Genomic DNA, 16,385 nt, shown 5'->3' on the forward strand with positions numbered 1-16,385 from the left:
CAAGCTCGACCAGCGTCGGGTCGCGACCAGCCGCGAGGCGCGGCTAGGAGGCGAGGACCTTCTGGATGCGCTGCAGCGAGACCGACTCGGCGGCGCGGAGCTCCTGGGCGAAGAGGCTGATGCGCAGCTCCTCGATCATCCATCTCGCGCGCACCAGGTTCGCCGCGGCGGTCTCCGGCAGCGGGATGCGGCCGCCGGCCTCGGTGAACTTCGCGGTGGCGGACTGCACCTCGTTCATCCAGACCCGGTCGCGGTTGGGGTTGTCGAGGAGCTTGTCGATGCGTGCGGTGATGCCGCCGAGGTACCGCGGCAGGTGTCGCAGCTGGGCGAGGCCGGTTGCGCTGACAAAACCGGGGTAGACCAGCCCGTTCAGTTGCTCGCGGGCATCCGTCAGCGCGGCGAGCAGGGCCATGCTGGTGGAGGCCTTGAGTGCCTTGTCGGCCGCGCGGGAGGCGGTGAGGATGCGGGCGACGAGGCCGACGGTCTCGAACATCGAGTCCATCACCACGCCGGAGACCCGGTCGCGGATGCTGTCGAATTCGGCCTTCATGAAGACCTGGCCGTCTGGCCGCACCCGGTAGAGCACGTCGTCGACGGCGGCCGCGAGGCAGTCGTCGAACAGGGCCTGGGTGGAACGGTACGGGCTCGTGGCCAGCGACAGCTTCTCGCTGCCCGTGAGGTGCTGTTGCACGTACGCCACCGGTGACGCCGTCGCCAGCAGCAACAGCCGCCGTACCCCGCCAGGCAGGGTGCGGGCCTGCTCGTCGACGGTGCTCATCATGCGGATGCTCACCGAGGTACCGTCGTCGATCAGGGTGGGGTACCCGCGGATGGTGTTGTCACCCTGCTTGGTGTCGATGAACCGGGGCAACTCGATGAAGTCCCAGGTGGTGAGCCCAGAGCGTTCGATGGCGTTCTTCGGTGTGGCCGCGGAGGCCTTGGCGACCGACTCGCGCACCTTGTTGCCCAGGCGGCGTTGCAGCTCGCCGAGGTCCTTGCCGGAGGCGACCGCGCGGCCGCGCTCGTCGATGACCCGGAAGGTCATCCGCAGGTGCGCGGGCACGCGGGAGAGATCGAAGTCACGCACGGTGACGGGCACGTAGGTGAGCCGCTGGATGAGGGCGGCGAGGGTCTCGGCGAAAGAGAGGTCGGTGGTTTCGACAGGCTCGGCCGAACCCACCACGCCTGGCGCTGGCGGCAGCTCGGCGAGCAGCCGCACGGCCCAGTCGGCGGCGGGCACCACGTTACGACGGATGGCCTTGGGCAGCGACTTGATCAGCGACGCCACGAGGTCTGCGCGCAGGCCCGGCACCTGCCAGTCGAAGCCGGTGGGGGAGACCCGGGCGAGCAGCGCGAGCGGAACCTGCACGGTCACGCCGTCGTCCTCCGCGCCCGGCTCGAACCGGTAGCTCAGCGCGAAGCGCTGGTCGCGCTGCTGCCAGGACGGCGGGAAGAGCGACTCGTCGACCTCCGGCGCATCCTCGGGCACCAGCGCCTCGGCGGTCATGGTGAGCAGGTCGGGCGTCGCGGCGCGGGCGACCCGCCACCAGGTCTCGAAGGTGCGGGTGCTGTGCACGTCGGCGGGGATGCGGCGCTGGTAGAACTCGAAGACGGCCTCATCGTCGAAGAGAATGTCGCGGCGACGGGTGCGCTCCTCGAGCTCGGCGAGCTCCTTGCGGAGGGCCGTGTTGGCGCGGTCGAACGCGGTGACCCGCTGATCGACCCGGTCGAGGTCCCACTCGCCGTCGACGAGGGCATGCCGGATGAACAGCTCGCGGGCGTAGGCCGGGTCGACCCTGGAGAACTGCACCCGGCGGCGCGGCACGATCGGCACCCCGTACAGGGTGACCCGCTCGTAGGCCACCACGGCGCCCTGCTTCTTCTCCCAGTGCGGCTCGGAGTAGCTGCGCTTGCAGAGGTCACCGGCGAGCTGCTCGGCCCAGGCCGGGTCGACGACGGCGTTCATCCGGGCGAACAACCGGCTGGTCTCCACCAGTTCGGCGCTCATCACGGCGTTGGGCTGCTTCTTGGCCAGCGCGGAACCGGGGAAGAGTACGAAGCGTTGCTGCCTCGCGCCGATGTAGTCCTTCTTGGCCACGTCCTTGAGGCCGATGTGCGAGAGCAGGCCGGAGAGCATCGACCGGTGGATGCCGTCGGGGTTCACGGCCGGGTCGCCGATGTGCAGGCCGAGCGGCTTGGCCAGCTGGCGGAGCTGCTTGTAGACGTCCTGCCACTCGCGTACGCGCAGGTAGTTGAGGTACTCGTTCTTGCACAGCCGGCGGAACGCGCTGGAGCCGAGCTCCTTCTGCTGGGTCTCCAGGTAGTTCCAGAGGTTCAGCAGCGAAAGGAAATCACTGGTGGGGTCAGCGAACCGGGCGTGCTTCTCGTCGGCGGAGCCGCGGCGCTCGAGCGGCCGCTCACGCACATCCTGGATGGTGAGCCCGGCCACGATGGCCATCACCTCGCGGCTGGTGCCCTGCACCTTGGACTCGATCACCATGCGGCCGAACCGGGGGTCGATGGGCAGCTGGGCGAGCTGCTGGCCCACCCGGGTGAGGGTGTGCGTGCCCGCCGTCACGGCCATCCGCCCGCCGCCGTGTCCTGAACCGCCCCGGCCGCCGCGCCCACGCCCGCCGTCACGACCGGAGCGGCCGGCCCCGGCCTGGCTCGGGTCCTCGGTGGGGGTTCCGGACGGCGCCACGGTGGCTTTGACCGCGCCGAGCTCGGTGAGCAGGTCGAGGCCGTCCTTGATGTTGCGGGAGTCCGGCGGCGTGAGGAACGGGAACTGCGCGATGTCGCCCAGGCCCAGCGAGATCATCTGCAGGATGACCGCGGCCAGGTTGGTGCGCAGGATCTCCGGCTCGGTGTACTCGGGCCGGCGGGTGAAGTCTTCTTCGCTGTACAGGCGGATGGCGATGCCGTCGCTGGTGCGGCCGGAGCGGCCCGAACGCTGGTTGGCGGAGGCCTGCGCGATGGCCTCGATCGGCAGCCGCTGCACCTTCGAGCGCACGCTGTACCGGCTGATCCGGGCGGTGCCGGCGTCGATGACGTAGCGGATGCCCGGCACGGTGAGGCTGGTCTCGGCCACGTTGGTGGCCAGAACGATGCGGCGCCGCACCCCGGCCACGGTGGAGGGCTGGAACACCTTGTGCTGGTCGGCGGAGGAGAGCCGGCCGTAGAGCGGCAGCACCTCGGTGGGGCTGGTGCGGCCTGCGCCGGCGAACTTGCCCTGCAGGGCGTCGGCCGCGTCGCGGATCTCGGTCTCGCCGGAGAGGAACACCAGCACGTCGCCGTTGGACTCCTGCTCGAGCTCGTCGAGCGCGGCGGAGATGCCCTCGATGTAGTCGCGGTCCACGCTGGGCGCGGCATCCGTGATCTCGTCTTCGTCGTCGATCGCGGCCTCGGCCACGAGCGGGCGGTAGCGGATCTCGACCGGGTAGGTGCGGCCGGAGACCTCGATGATGGGCGCCGGGGTGCCGTCGGCCGCCGCGAAGTGCTTGGCGAAGCTGGCCGGGTCGATGGTGGCGCTGGTGATGATGAGCTTGAGCTCGGGGCGCTGGGGGAGCAGCTGCTGCAGGTAGCCGAGCAGGAAGTCGATGTTGAGGCTGCGCTCGTGGGCCTCGTCGATGATGATGGTGTCGTACTTGCGCAGCATCCGGTCGCGGTGGATCTCGTTGAGCAGGATGCCGTCGGTCATCAGCTTGATGCGGGTGTCGGCGCCGACGCGGTCGGTGAAGCGCACCTGGTAGCCGACGAGTTCGCCCACCTCCTGGCCGAGCTCCTCTGCGATGCGCTCGGCGATGGTGCGGGCGGCCAGCCGGCGCGGCTGGGTGTGCCCGATCGACTCCCGGCCCAGTTCCAGGCAGATCTTGGGCAGCTGGGTGGTCTTGCCCGACCCGGTGGAACCGGCCACGATCACGACCTGGTTGTCGCGGATGGCGCGCGCGATGTCGTCGCGGCGCTGACTGATCGGCAACTCGGGCGGGAAGGTGATGTTCACGGGAATCATTAGCCCTCCATCGTATTGCGTCGCGGGGGTACCCCACTTCGGGCCGAACCGTTGTGGAGCAAACTACTTTGTGTTACAAAGTAGGCATGGATGACAACAGGACACCCGCTGCCACAGACCTCGACGAGCCGATGGGGGACCCGCGCGAGATGCTCGCCCTGCTCGAAGCTCAGCAACGCCGGGTGGCGGATGCGCAGATCGCGCCCGTCGTCTGGCTGTACTTCATCTGGGGCGTCGCCTGGTTCGTCGGCTTCCTCGCGCTCTGGTCGGGCGACGAGGACGGCAACCCGTGGTTCACGATTCCGGCCGGGGTGGCCACGCCGCTGTTCATCGTGCTGCTGGTGATCTCGATCGTGTCCTCCGCCGTGATCGGTGTGCGCATCAACCGGGGTGTGCGCGGCGTGTCCAGCTTCTCCGGCGCCGTCTACGGGCTGTCCTGGTCGGTCTGCGGCGCGGCATTCGGGCTGCTCGGCACCGCCCTGATCAGCCACGGCCTGTCCACCGACCTCGCCAACCTCTACTTCCCGTCCGGCTTCGCGCTGATGTGCGGCACCATCTACCTCGGCGGCGCCGCGCTCTGGCGGGACACATCCCAGCTCATCCTCGGCCTGGTCATGCTCATCGTCGGCGCTGCCGCCCCGTTCGCCGGGTCTCCGGGCAACGACCTGGTCTTCGCCCTCGCCGGCGGCGGCGCGTTCCTCGTCACCGCCGCCGTGATGGCCGTGCGCCTCGGCCGCAACCGCTGATGGACGAACTCGACCCGGTGATCCACGCATCCGCCCGGCTCAAGATCACCGCCACCCTGGCCACCCTCGAGGTGGGCGACCAGATCGCCTTCCCCCGGCTGCAGGAGCTGCTCGGCATGACCGCCGGCAATCTCTCCACCCACCTGCGCAAGCTCGAAGACGCGGGCTATGTTGACGTCGTCAAGTCCCACCTGGGCCGCAGCCCGGTGACCTACCTGGCCCTGTCGCGCACCGGCCGGCGCGCGTTCGAAGACTACCGAGAGGCCCTGCGCGGCCTGTTAGGGGAATCAGCATGAGCGTTCTGGCCCGGCTCGATCACGTGACGCGGCGCTTCGGCGACGTGCTCGCCGTTGACGACGTGAGCCTCGACATCCACTCGGGCACCATCCTGGGTCTGCTCGGACCCAACGGCGCCGGCAAGTCCACGGTGCTCACGATGGTGCAGGGGCTGCGACGGCCCAGTACCGGCACGGTGACGCTGTTCGGCGGCTCGCCGGGCGACTACCGGATGCGCCGGAAGCTCGGCGGCACTCCGCAGGAGACCGCGCTGCCGCCGACCCTGCGGGTGGGCGAGGTGATCGACTTCGTCGGCCGGCACTTCGACGCCCCGCTGAGCACGGCGGCCGTGGCCGACGAGTTCGGGCTGGGAGAGCTGCTCAAGCGGCAGACCGGCGCCCTCTCCGGCGGGCAGAAGCGCCGGCTGAGCGTGGCGCTCGCGTTCGTGGGCCAGCCCCGTCTGGTGCTGCTGGACGAACCGACCACCGGCCTGGACGTGGACGCCCGCCGCACCCTGTGGGACGCGGTGCGGCGCCAGCACGAGCGCGGCGCCACCGTGGTGGTGACCAGCCACTACCTCGAGGAGATCGAGGCGCTGGCCGAACGGGTGGTGGTGCTCGGGCACGGCCGGGTGATCGCCGACGACACCGTGGCCGCCGTGATCAACCAGGTGTCGCTGCGCCAGGTGCGCCTGGTCACCGAGCACCCCGACCGGGTCAGCGGCCTGCCGGGCGTGGTGGGCCGCGACGTGGCCGATGACGGCACGACCACCTTCTACGCCAGCGACAGCGACCGGCTGATCGTCGAGCTCGTGCGCTCCGGTATCCCCTTCAGCGACCTCACCGTGCGCGGCGCCACCCTCGAAGAGGCGTTCCTCACCCTCACCGGGGCGACGGGTGCCGAGCCGCCGGCCGCCCGCACCGCCCCCGCCCGCACCGCCCCTGCCCGCACCGCCGAGAAGGAGATGAACCGATGAGCACCCTCACCCGCGGCCCGGTGATCGGCGGCCGCACGGGCATCCTGGCCCTCACCCTGCTGCACGCCAGGATCATCCTCATCGAGACCTTTCGCATCCCGGCCGCCCTGATCGGCTCGCTCGTGTTCCCCGGGCTGTCGCTGCTGTTCTTCGTGGTGCCGCAGCGTGCCATCGCCGACAACCCCGAGTTCGCCACCCAGGCGGTGGTCGCGCTGAGCGTGTTCGCGCTGATGTCGAACTCGCTGTTCAGTTTCGGTCTCAACATCGCGTCCAACCGGGAGCAGCCCTGGGACCCATACCTGCGCACCCTGCCCGTGCCCGGCGTCGCCCGGGTGCTCGGCCAGGTGTGCTCCACCGGGCTGATGGGGCTGGCCTCGATCCTGCCGGTGATCGCGATCGGTGCCCTGTTCACCGCGGCGGAGGCATCCGTGCTCGGTGTGCTCGCCGGGCTCGTGGCGCTGGGTATTTCGGCGCTGCCGTTCATGTTCATCGGCATCTCGATCGGCTACTCGATGTCATCGAAGGCGGCGATCGCCGTGGTGCAGATCGTGATGTTCGGGCTGGCGTTCGCCGGCGGTCTGTTCCTGCCGCCGTACCTCTTCGCGGACTGGCTGGACACCCTGTCGATGTTCCTGCCGTCGCGGCAGGCCCGCGAGTTCGTGATCTGGGCCGTGCAGGGCGGCGAGTTGGAGCCGTGGGTGTGGATCGGCATCCTGCTGTGGACCGCGGCCACCTTCGCCCTGGCCCTGCTGCTCTTTCGCCGCGACGAGGGCCGCCGCTACCGGTAGCGGCGCACCTGTTCCCCGTGCGGACAAGTGGTCCCGGTGTGCCGGGCGCAATTGTCCGCATCGGGCGCAGTCAGCCCCGAGGAGCGTGTGCGAATTACGCTGTCGGCGTGCGTGACGTGCGCCGAAGGGGGCCGATGCCTAGGCTCGGGGGATGACGACTTCCCTACCCACCATCACCCTGAACGACGGCCACACCATCCCGCAGCTCGGCTTCGGGGTATTCAAGGTCGAACCCACCGAAACCACCCGCATCGTGACCGACGCGCTCGAGGTGGGCTACCGCCACATCGACACCGCCGCCGTCTACGGCAACGAGGAGGGCGTCGGTCAGGCGCTCGCCTCCTCCGGCATCGACCGCTCCGACCTGTTCATCACCACGAAGCTGTGGAACGACAAGCAGGGCACCCAGTCGGCGCTGGACGCGTTCGACGAGAGCCTGGAGAAGCTCGGCCTGGACTACGTCGACCTGTACCTCATCCACTGGCCGGCACCCGCCAACGACAGGTTCGTCGAGAGCTGGAAGACCCTCCAGACGATCCGCGAGACCGGCCGGGCCCGCTCCATCGGTGTCTCGAACTTCCTCGTGCCGCACCTCGAGCGCCTCCTCACCGAGACCGAGGTCGTTCCCGCGGTCAACCAGATCGAGCTGCACCCCGCCTACCAGCAGGCCGAGGTCACCGCATTCGCCCGCGAGCACGGCATCCACATCGAGGCCTGGGGACCGCTCGGCCAGGGCAAGTACCCGCTGCTCGAGGAGGGTGTGGTCACCACCGCGGCCGAGGCACACGGCAAGACGGCCGCCCAGGTGATCATCCGCTGGCACCTGCAGACCGGCAACATCGTCTTCCCCAAGTCGAACAGCCGCGCGCGGATGGCCGAGAACTTCGACGTCTTCGACTTCGAGCTGAGCAACACCGAGCTGGCCACCATCTCGGCCCTCGAGCGGGGCGGCCGCGTCAGCGCGCACCCCAGCGAGGTGAACTAGCCCCGGCTGCTCTCCCGAATTGCCGCGAACGGCCCCTTCAGCGCGTCTGAAGGGGCCGTTTGCGGCATCTCGCGCTCCCGCGCCCCGCGCCCAGCGCGCGGATGCGTGGGGGCGACCGAGCTGGGCGTCTTACGCCGTGTGTCGGCGCGGGTGGCGGCATCCGGGTGCGGCACTTAGCGTCGGAGGATGTCGTACACCCTGAACGTCGTCGCCGTCTCCGGCAGTCTGCACGCACCCTCGAAGACCACCGCCCTGGTGCGGGAGATCCTCGCCGCGCTCGAGCGCGAGCTTCCCATCGACGTGCACCTGATCGAGCTCAGCCAGGTGGGCCGTGAGTTCTCCGGCGCGCTCCGCCGCGACGAACTGTCGGCCGCCGCCGAGGCCGATCTGCAGCGCATCGAGGGCGCCGACCTGCTCATCGTGGCCTCGCCGGTGTACCGGGCCTCGTTCACCGGGCTGTTCAAGCACGTCTTCGACTTCGTCGAGCAGTACTCGCTCGTGGACAAGCCGGTGCTGCTCGCGGCGACCGGCGGCACCGACCGACACGCACTCACCCTCGAGCACCAGTTCCGGCCGCTGTTCAGCTTCTTCCAAGCGCTCACCCTGCCGTTGGGCGTGTACGCGAAGGACTCGGACTTCACCGACTACCGGGTGACCAACGCCGAGCTGAGCGACCGCATCGACCAGGTCGTCCGCCGCGGCCTGCCGCTCGTGCGCGCCAGCCTGCCGGCCGGTCTGCTGGCCGACGCCGCCGCCGTCGTCTGGTGACGCGCCAACGGTCCGTGGGCCGCCCGGAATAGTCCTGGCCCCGCACGCCTTACATTGGGACGTGCACGGATGCGACCCATCCGGGAGAGAAGTGTCCTGTGTCCCTGATCGATTGGCTTTTCGACGCCCAGCTGCAGATCGGCAGCCAGACCATCCTCTGGCGGGAGATCGTCGGCAACGTGTTCGGCATCGCCAGCGCCGTGGGCGGGATGCGCCGCAAGATCTGGGCCTGGCCCGTGGGCATCATCGGTAACGCCCTGCTCTTCACGGTGTTCCTGGGCGCCGTGTTCGGCACCCCCAACCCGGTGAACCTGCTCGGCCAGGCCGGCCGGCAGGTGATGTTCATCGCCGTGTCGATCTTCGGCTGGGTGCAGTGGTCGCGCAGCCGCGGGGCCGGCCACATCGCCGTCTCGCCGCACTGGGCGAGCACCCGCGCTCGCATCGGGCTGGGCGTGGGCCTGATCGTCGGCACGCTCATCCTCACCCCGATCTTCCGCGCCCTGGGTTCGTTCGAGCCGGTCTGGGCCGACGCCTGGATCTTCACCGGGTCGCTGCTGGCCACCTACGGCATGGCGAAGGGCTGGACCGAGTTCTGGCTGATCTGGGTGGCCGTTGACATCGTGGGCGTGCCGCTGCTGATCAGCGCCGGCTACTACGCCTCGGCGATCCTGTACCTCTTCTACGGGGCGTTCACCCTCACCGGCTTCGTGATCTGGACCCGAGTGCAACGCCGCCGCCAGGCGCTGCTCGAGCGGGTGCCGGCCTAGGTTCCGGCCTCGACCCGGTCGCGCTGCCGCCGACGACCGAGGGCCACCAGGCCGATCACCGGCGCCATGAGCACGATCATGGCCACCAGGGGGCCGAACGACGCGAACAGGATGGTCAGCACGGCGGTCGCGGCGCCCCACACCACCACGGCGGCCAGGAAGCCGCGGCGGCCGGTGCGGGCGAAAGCCGCGGCGGCCAGTCCCAGCGGCAGCAACCGCAGCCACAGGTCGGCCTGCGAGTACGGCAGCGGCCCGCCGAGGAACGAGATCACGGCCCCCACCGCGTAGAGCCCCGCCCACACCCAGAACAGCCAGGGCCCGGCCGGCACCGACGGCTGGTAGGGCTCGTCCGCCGCCCAGACCGGGCCGGTCCACGACCCCTCCGCCGCCCGACCGGTGCGAGCGGATGCGCCGGCCGCCGCGCCGTTACCGGCCGACCCTGCGGTCGACCCGTTTCCCTCCGCGGGGGAGTGCAGCCGACGCTCGGCATCGGCGGCGCGCAGCACCGCCCGGGCGAGGGTGCAGCGGTCGAACCTGGCCGCCGCCGCGGCCACCTCGGCGGGAGTCGCCGCGGCCAACCGGTCGGGATGGGAACGCTGGGCCTGGTACCGGTAGGCGCGCTCCACCTGCTCGGGCACCGCATCGACGGGCACCTCGAGCACCGCCGCCGCTTCGGCGAGGGTCATCGTGCGTTCGGTCATCCGCGGCTCGCTCTGTGGGGGATATCCAGTCTCACAGTCGGCCTGCACCCCGGCAACCCTCGATCAGGCCCGGCACAATGGAGACATGACCAATCGCCTCGCCGATGCCATCAGCCCCTACCTGCGCTCGCACGCCGAGAATCCGGTCGACTGGCAGCCCTGGGGTGAGGCCGCTTTCGCCGAGGCCAGGGACCGGGACGTGCCCGTGCTGGTGTCGATCGGCTACGCCACCTGCCACTGGTGCCACGTGATGGCCAGGGAGAGCTTCAGCGACCCCGCCGTCGCCGGCTACCTCAACGAGCACTTCGTGAGCATCAAGGTCGACCGGGAGGAGCATCCGGATGTGGACGCCAGCTACCTGGCCGCCGCTGGCGCGTTCACCCAGAATCTGGGCTGGCCGCTGAACGTGTTCGTCACCCCGGCCGGCCGGCCGTTCTACGCCGGCACCTACTCGCCGCCCACGGCCATGCCGGGGCATCCGGCGTTTCGCGAGGTGCTCACCGCCGTGACGGATGCCTGGACCAGCCGCCGCGACGCCGTGGAGAGCAGCGCGGCCGGCCTGGCCGAGGCGCTCGCGCAGCCGGCCCCCGACCCGGCTGAGGGCCGGCTGCCCGACCAGGCCCAGCTCGCCGAGATCGTCGCCCGGCTGGCGACCGCGGAAGACCCGGTGCACGGCGGTTTCGGCGACGCACCGAAGTTCCCCGCCTCACCCGCGCTGGCGCTGCTCCTGGACCGGGCCGACGGTCGAGACCTGGCCCTGCGCACCCTCAAGCGGATGGGCGCGTCGCCGCTGCGTGACCCGGTCGAGGGCGGCTTCTTCCGCTACGCCGTGAACCGGGACTGGAGCGACCCGCACTATGAGCGGATGCTCTACGACAACGCCCAACTGCTCGAGCTGTACACCAGGGCCTGGCTGCTCACCGGGGAGGACTGGGCCCGGATCGTGGCCGAGGGCCTGGTGCGCTTCCTCGACCAGGTGCTCGCGCTGCCCGGCGGCGGCTTCGCCAGCGCGCAGGACTCGGAGAGCACGGTCGACGGGGCGCGGGTGGAGGGCGGCTACTACGCCCTCGACGAGGACGCCCGCCGCGCCCAGGTGCCCCCGGCGCTGGACGCCAAGGTGCTCACCGGCTGGAACGGACTGGCGATCGGGGCGCTCGCCGGAGCAGGGGCGGTCTTCGCCGACGACACCGCGCTGGCGCTGGCCCGCCGCACCGCTGATGTGCTACTCGAACGGCACCGCCGCGACTCCGGCGCCCTGGTGCGGGCCTCGATCGGCGACCGCCGGTCGTCGGCGGTGGCCACGCTCGAGGACTACGGAATGTTCGCCGGCGGCCTGCTCGACCTCGCCACCGCGACCGGCGAGGCGCGGTACGCCGTGATCGCCAGGGAGCTCGTCGACGCCGCCCTGCCCGGGTCCGGCACGACCTTCGCCGCCCCGGACGGCGCCGACCCGGTGCTCACCGGTCAGCGCCTGGCCCTGGCCTCCGACCCCTCCGAGGGCGCATACCCGTCCGGCCTGTCCGCCATCGCGGCCGCGGCCTGGCGGCTGCACCTGCTCGGCGGCGGCTCCCGCTACCGGGAGGCGGCCACCGCCGGGATGCTGCGGCTGGTGGGCGCCGGGTCGCCGAACCCGCTGGCCTTCGGGGCGGCGCTGCGGCTGGTGAACGCGCTCACCTCCCCGGTCGAGCAGCTCGTCGTGGTGACCCCCCGGCCGTCCGCAGGCCCGAGCGACCTCGTCGACGCCGCCCGCCGCCGACCGGGGCTGGTGGCCGTGGTCACCGAGGAGCAGGGGGCCGCGTTCGCGGCCGCCGGATTCGAGCTCTTCGCCGAACGTGGCATCCGTGCCGGCCGGCCCACCGCCTACCTCTGCCATGACTTCGTCTGCCGCCTGCCCACAACGGATGCGGCGGACCTCGGCTGACGCCGGCGCCCGCGCCCGCACGGCCGGCAGTACCGTCGTCAGTGAAGCCCGACGGCGCCGCCGTCGACAGAAGGAGGCCAGCATGATCCCCGACGTGAACATCTGGGCCGTTCTGCTCGCCACCGCGTCCAGCATGGTGATCGGCGCCATCTGGTACGCCAAGCCGGTCTTCGGCCGGTATTGGATGAAAGCGGTCGGGCACACCGACGAAACCACGCAGTCCGGCGGCACCGTCGCCATCGTGATCACCGTGATCGTGAGCTTCATCACCGCCTGGGTGCTCGCGGGGGCGGCGTTCATCGCCCAGGAGTTCTACGGCGGTAACTTCCTGGCCAACACGCTGCTCACCGGCCTGATCCTCTGGGCCGGGTTCACCGCCGCACGGATGATCACCCACGATGCGTTCGACCGCCGCCCCCGCGGGCTCACCGTGCTCAACCTCGCCCACGAGCTCGTGACCATCACGGTGATGGCGCTGATCATCGGCCTGTTCGGCGTCGGCGTCTGACCCGCCCGGCGGAGACGTACACTAGACCAACGCCACTGTTACCCGCGGGCTCCGAGCCCGGTCTGGACCAGTGCGTTGCAGCCCGAACCGTCGGGCACATTCTCCGGGGCCTGGCGCACTGCTGCCCGCCGCGCTGAGATCACCGCACGAATCGTTCCGAACACACGCCGCCGCCGCCGTACGGCACCCAGTTTCCGCTCCACGCAATTGCTCCAAGGAGGACCATGGCACGCTTCGACCGCACCGACTCCACCCGACACTCCCGCACCGCTGCCGGCAGTGGTTTCTCCGAGGCCGCGCCGAGCCGAGACGCCGATCCCACCCCAGACACCGGCTCCATTCCGCTGCTCTCGCTGAGCAGCGAGCCCGAGCTGGTCCTCCGCTCCCTCGACGAACGCACCCGCCGCTTCGACCGCAATGACGTTGTCGTGCGCAAGGGCGAGATCGCGCTGATCAACGGGCACTTCACCCCGCACGAGTCCAGGGTCAGCGACCTGCTCGCCCTGGCGGAGGCCCTGGACGCCGCCGACATCGAGTACCTGCTGGTGCGCGGCGACCGTGACCGGCCGGTCATCGCCGTCAACCGCAAGCGCCGCAAGAAGATCAGCCGGGTGCTCGCCGACGCGTTCGCGAACACCCCGTTCTACCTCAAGCCGCTCGACGGCGACCCGGCCCGCCCGACCCTCGTCGCCGACGGCGCCCTGGCCACCCTGGCCAGCTCCGACGTGTTCCGGGTCTACCAGCCGCGCATCGAACCGATCGGCCGGCTCCGCTACGGCGCCGAAACCGCGTTCCAGCTGGAACTGTGGCGGTTCGGCGAAGACGAGATCATCGCCCCGGTCGAGAACGTGCTGATGCGTAAGCGTCTTCCCCGCTCCGAGGCCCGTGAGACCACCGTCGAGCTGTTCGGCCGCAGCTGGCGCACCCTGCAGAACATGTTCGACGACCTCGTCAGCGACATCAGCTTCGACATCGACATGGTGTTCTCCTGGGTCGACGGCTCCTCCGCCGACTTCCAGAAGGCCCGCGCGGCCCGCATGGCCTCGCATGTGGTCGGCGAGGGCGACGACTCGGATGCCCGTTTCCGGCAGATCGACGAGCTCAAGTACGCGCTGCGCAGCGTGTACATGTTCGCCCCGTGGGTGCGACGCATCTTCATCGCCACCGACTCGCCCGCCCCGGAGTGGCTGGTCGACCACCCCCGGGTGACGATCATGAACAGCGAAGACTTCTTCCCCGACATCAGCGGACTGCCCACCCACAACTCGCACGCCGTGGAGAGCCAGCTGCACCACATCCCCGGGCTCGCCGAGCACTTCCTCTACTCCAACGACGACATGTTCTTCGGGCGCCCGATCGGCCCCGAGCTGTTCTTCTCACCCGGCGGCATCACCAAGTTCATCGAGGCGCCCACCCGCATCGGGCTGGGCGAGAACGACCCCACCCGCAGCGGTTTCGAGAACGCGGCCAGGGTGAACCGGGCGCTGCTGCGCGAGCGGTTCGGCAAGGTCACCACCCGGCACCTCGAGCACACGGCGGCGCCGCTGCGCAAGAGCGTCATGCACGAGATGGAGGCGGAGTTCCCCGAGGACTTCACCCGCACCATGAAGAGCCGGTTCCGTTCGGCCACCGACATCTCGGTGACGAACTCGCTGTACCACTACTACGCGCTGGCCACCGGCCGCGCCGTGGAGCAGACCCAGGCGCGTTCGCTCTACGTGGAGACCACGCTGAAATTGGCGCTGCGCCAGATGAACAAGCTGCTCAAGCGTCGCGATCAGGACATGTTCTGCCTCAACGACGGCAGCTTCCCCGAGATCAGCGACGAGGTGCGCACCGCGGCGGTCACCGACTTCCTCGAGCGCTACTTCCCGATCGTGGCCCCGTGGGAACGCGAAGCGGTCATCGCCGAAACCCAGCACGGCGAGGACACCCTCATCGAGAGTGCCCTCGGCATGGGGGCCGATGTCAGCGCAGAACCGGGATCGGCCTGGTCATTGGCGGCTCGCGGTACGCGGGGAGAGACCCAGCCGGCATGATCTCGATGCCGGAGGCGCTCAACCGACGAGCGCTTTCGGCGGCGTCGATGTAGTCCAGGGCCTCGAACTCGCCCAGCGGCACGACCGAGTGCAGCACGGTGTTGGCGTAGACGTGCACGAGGTTGAACGCCCGGGCGCCGTCCCGGCCGCGGGTTCCGCCGACCGGTACGTTGAGGTCCTGCGTGTAGCACGTTGCCGACGCCACCGACACCGGGATGCCGGCGAAGGTCGCGGTGGAGGAGTAGTGCAGGTGTCCGGCCAGGATGCTGCGGACATCCGTGCCGCGCAGCACCTGCGCGAGCGAGGTCTGGTCGCGCAGCTCCACCGCCACGGACAGGTCGAGCATGCTCGGCACCGGCGGGTGGTGCATCGCGAGGATGGTGCCGTCAGGGGCAGGGACGCTCAGCTGTTCGCTGAGCCACTGGAGCTGGACCTCGGAAATCTCACCGTGATGGCTGCCGGGCACCGAGGTGTCCAGGGTGATGATGCGCAGCCCGCCGACGTAGTCGACGTGGTCGATCGGGGCCAGGCTGGGCTCCTGGTCGAGGAGTTCGGTGCGGAAGTTGGACCGGTTGTCGTGGTTGCCCATCACCCAGAGCAGCGTGGCGCCCATGCGTTCCGCCGCGGGCTCGACGATGCTGCGTAGCTGGGCGTAGGCGTGCGGCTCGCCCTTGTCGGCCAGGTCGCCGGTGATGATGATGGCGTCTGGTCGACCGCCGGACGCCTCGACGTCACGGATCAACCGTTCGACGTGTTGGGCACTGTCCACGCTGCCGTAGAGACGGTTACCGTCTGCGAGTAGGTGAGTGTCGCTGAGGTGGAGAAGGAAATAATCCGGCCTGGGGTATTCGGCCGTTCGAATGCTCACGGAGCTTCCATTCGTTTGGTACTCATGCACTTTACGGGGATTACGCTGCGGATGCTACAAAACCAGTCGATCAGAGATTTATGAACATACCGTGTACAACACGCAAAAAGACAGGACCCGGGAGGGAAAACTCCTCCGGGCCCTGTCTGGGCGTCGCGACCGTTCTACTTCTCGCGCTGCTCGTCCGCCTTCTCGCCTTCCTTCAGGGTGAGCGTCTCCCGCTGCTCGGTGCTGACCTCGATCTTGCGCGGCTTCGCGGCCGCGGTGACCGGGATGGTGACCGACAGCACACCGTTGGCGTAGGTGGCGCTGATGTTGTCCAGATCGATGCCCTGGCCGAGGTTGAGCTGGCGCAGGAACGACCCGGCGGTGCGCTCCCGAGTGAGCCACTTCACGTTGTCGTGGTTCGCGAGGGTGCGTTCACCACGGATGGTGAGCAGCTGGCCGTCCACGTCGATGTCGACGGAGCCCGGGTCGATTCCCGGCATGTCGGCATTGAGCACGTACACGTCGCCGGACCGGTACAGGTCCATCGGCATGACGCGCGGGCCGCGGCCCTCGAGCAGGGCGCCGGCAACACGGTCCAGGTCGCGGAAGGGGTCGTAGTTCATGGCCATGTTATCTTTCCTTTCTTCGATGCTCGCGGTTGCGGGCATGGTGAACGGCCGGATGCTGTCCGGATCAGATCGGATCCGCCGCGGTCAGGGGTGGGTGAGGCCTGGTGTGGTGACCGGGAGGACCGGTCGCTCGCCCTCGCCGTGCTCGTACGGGGGAACGGATGTGCCGGTGGCCGAGGCCGCTCGGCGGCGCTCGGACTCGAAATCGCCCTCGAGTCCGGGGTAGCCGCCGCGATCGAGTGAGCCGTCGGTCGACCGGTCGGGTGCGGGGCGTGGCCGCCTCGCCCTGTGTGTGAACATATTCCGACGGTACGCCGCGGCATCCGGATGTCAAGACGGCGAGTTGACTCATAAGAAACCTCCGCGTGAGTCGATTGGTTGCCTCATTACGGGACCTCCGCGTAGTCGAGGGTTGC

Annotated in this window: 15 protein-coding genes; 10 read left to right on the top strand and 5 right to left on the bottom strand. The window is 69.8% G+C overall.

All coding sequences use genetic code 11. The features are described 5' to 3' along the window. Positions 1–43: 43 nt before the first annotated feature. Positions 44–4,009 carry an ATP-dependent RNA helicase HrpA gene (hrpA, locus tag K2F54_RS15390; protein WP_220606731.1) on the bottom strand — a complete coding sequence of 1,322 codons (3,966 nt, stop codon included), beginning with the start codon at positions 4,007–4,009 and terminating at the stop codon, positions 44–46. Between the two features lie 86 nt (positions 4,010–4,095). Between hrpA and K2F54_RS15395 the strand changes: the two genes are divergently transcribed. The 7 genes from K2F54_RS15395 (at position 4,096) to pnuC (ending at position 9,315) form a co-directional block, all read left to right on the top strand. After that, entirely contained in the window at positions 4,096–4,755 is a 660-nt protein-coding gene (locus K2F54_RS15395) for a hypothetical protein (protein WP_220606732.1), read from the top strand. Then, on the top strand, positions 4,755–5,051 hold the full coding sequence (locus K2F54_RS15400) for a transcriptional regulator (RefSeq protein WP_220606733.1): 297 nt from the start codon (positions 4,755–4,757) through the stop codon (positions 5,049–5,051). The genes K2F54_RS15395 and K2F54_RS15400 overlap by 1 nt, the downstream gene beginning before the upstream one ends. Further along, positions 5,048–6,007, top strand: coding sequence for an ABC transporter ATP-binding protein (locus tag K2F54_RS15405; RefSeq protein ID WP_220606734.1), 960 nt, complete (start codon positions 5,048–5,050; stop codon positions 6,005–6,007). The genes K2F54_RS15400 and K2F54_RS15405 overlap by 4 nt, the downstream gene beginning before the upstream one ends. After that, complete coding sequence (locus K2F54_RS15410; protein WP_255577168.1) at positions 6,004–6,795, top strand: ABC transporter permease; 792 nt, start codon at positions 6,004–6,006, stop codon at positions 6,793–6,795. Before K2F54_RS15405 ends, K2F54_RS15410 begins: the two co-directional genes overlap by 4 nt. A 151-nt stretch (positions 6,796–6,946) precedes the next feature. Beyond that, complete coding sequence (locus K2F54_RS15415; RefSeq protein WP_220606735.1) at positions 6,947–7,780, top strand: aldo/keto reductase; 834 nt, start codon at positions 6,947–6,949, stop codon at positions 7,778–7,780. A gap of 186 nt (positions 7,781–7,966) precedes the next feature. Further along, a complete protein-coding gene (gene msuE, locus K2F54_RS15420; protein ID WP_220606736.1) occupies positions 7,967–8,548 on the top strand; it encodes an FMN reductase in 582 nt (193 codons plus the stop codon). 98 nt (positions 8,549–8,646) lie between these two features. Beyond that, complete coding sequence (gene pnuC / locus K2F54_RS15425) at positions 8,647–9,315, top strand: nicotinamide riboside transporter PnuC (protein WP_220606737.1); 669 nt, start codon at positions 8,647–8,649, stop codon at positions 9,313–9,315. Here pnuC and K2F54_RS15430 read toward each other — a convergent pair. Then, a complete protein-coding gene (locus tag K2F54_RS15430) occupies positions 9,312–10,016 on the bottom strand; it encodes a J domain-containing protein (RefSeq protein ID WP_220606738.1) in 705 nt (234 codons plus the stop codon). The two genes, pnuC and K2F54_RS15430, sit on opposite strands and share 4 nt — an antisense overlap. A gap of 85 nt (positions 10,017–10,101) precedes the next feature. Between K2F54_RS15430 and K2F54_RS15435 the strand changes: the two genes are divergently transcribed. The 3 genes from K2F54_RS15435 (at position 10,102) to K2F54_RS15445 (ending at position 14,484) form a co-directional block, all read left to right on the top strand. Beyond that, complete coding sequence (locus K2F54_RS15435) at positions 10,102–11,937, top strand: thioredoxin domain-containing protein (RefSeq protein WP_220606739.1); 1,836 nt, start codon at positions 10,102–10,104, stop codon at positions 11,935–11,937. 82 nt (positions 11,938–12,019) lie between these two features. Continuing rightward, positions 12,020–12,445, top strand: a complete 426-nt coding sequence (locus K2F54_RS15440) for a DUF1761 domain-containing protein (protein WP_220606740.1) — start codon at positions 12,020–12,022, stop codon at positions 12,443–12,445. 224 nt (positions 12,446–12,669) lie between these two features. Beyond that, the gene (locus tag K2F54_RS15445) at positions 12,670–14,484 is read left to right on the top strand and encodes a stealth family protein (RefSeq protein WP_220606741.1); all 1,815 of its coding nucleotides are present in this window, start codon (positions 12,670–12,672) and stop codon (positions 14,482–14,484) included. Here the strand turns inward: K2F54_RS15445 and K2F54_RS15450 are convergent. The 3 genes from K2F54_RS15450 to K2F54_RS15460 all read right to left on the bottom strand — a co-directional run bounded on the left by K2F54_RS15450 (position 14,414) and on the right by K2F54_RS15460 (position 16,269). Then, positions 14,414–15,352 (bottom strand): phosphodiesterase, encoded by a 939-nt coding sequence (locus tag K2F54_RS15450; RefSeq protein ID WP_220606742.1) that lies wholly within the window; start codon positions 15,350–15,352, stop codon positions 14,414–14,416. The two genes, K2F54_RS15445 and K2F54_RS15450, sit on opposite strands and share 71 nt — an antisense overlap. A 164-nt stretch (positions 15,353–15,516) precedes the next feature. After that, positions 15,517–15,969 carry an Hsp20/alpha crystallin family protein gene (locus tag K2F54_RS15455; protein ID WP_220606743.1) on the bottom strand — a complete coding sequence of 151 codons (453 nt, stop codon included), beginning with the start codon at positions 15,967–15,969 and terminating at the stop codon, positions 15,517–15,519. An 84-nt stretch (positions 15,970–16,053) separates the two neighbouring features. Then, complete coding sequence (locus K2F54_RS15460) at positions 16,054–16,269, bottom strand: hypothetical protein (protein WP_220606744.1); 216 nt, start codon at positions 16,267–16,269, stop codon at positions 16,054–16,056. Between the last annotated feature and the right edge of the window lie 116 nt (positions 16,270–16,385).

It is taken from the genome of Cryobacterium inferilacus (assembly GCF_019599185.1).
Classification (GTDB): domain Bacteria; phylum Actinomycetota; class Actinomycetes; order Actinomycetales; family Microbacteriaceae; genus Cryobacterium; species Cryobacterium inferilacus.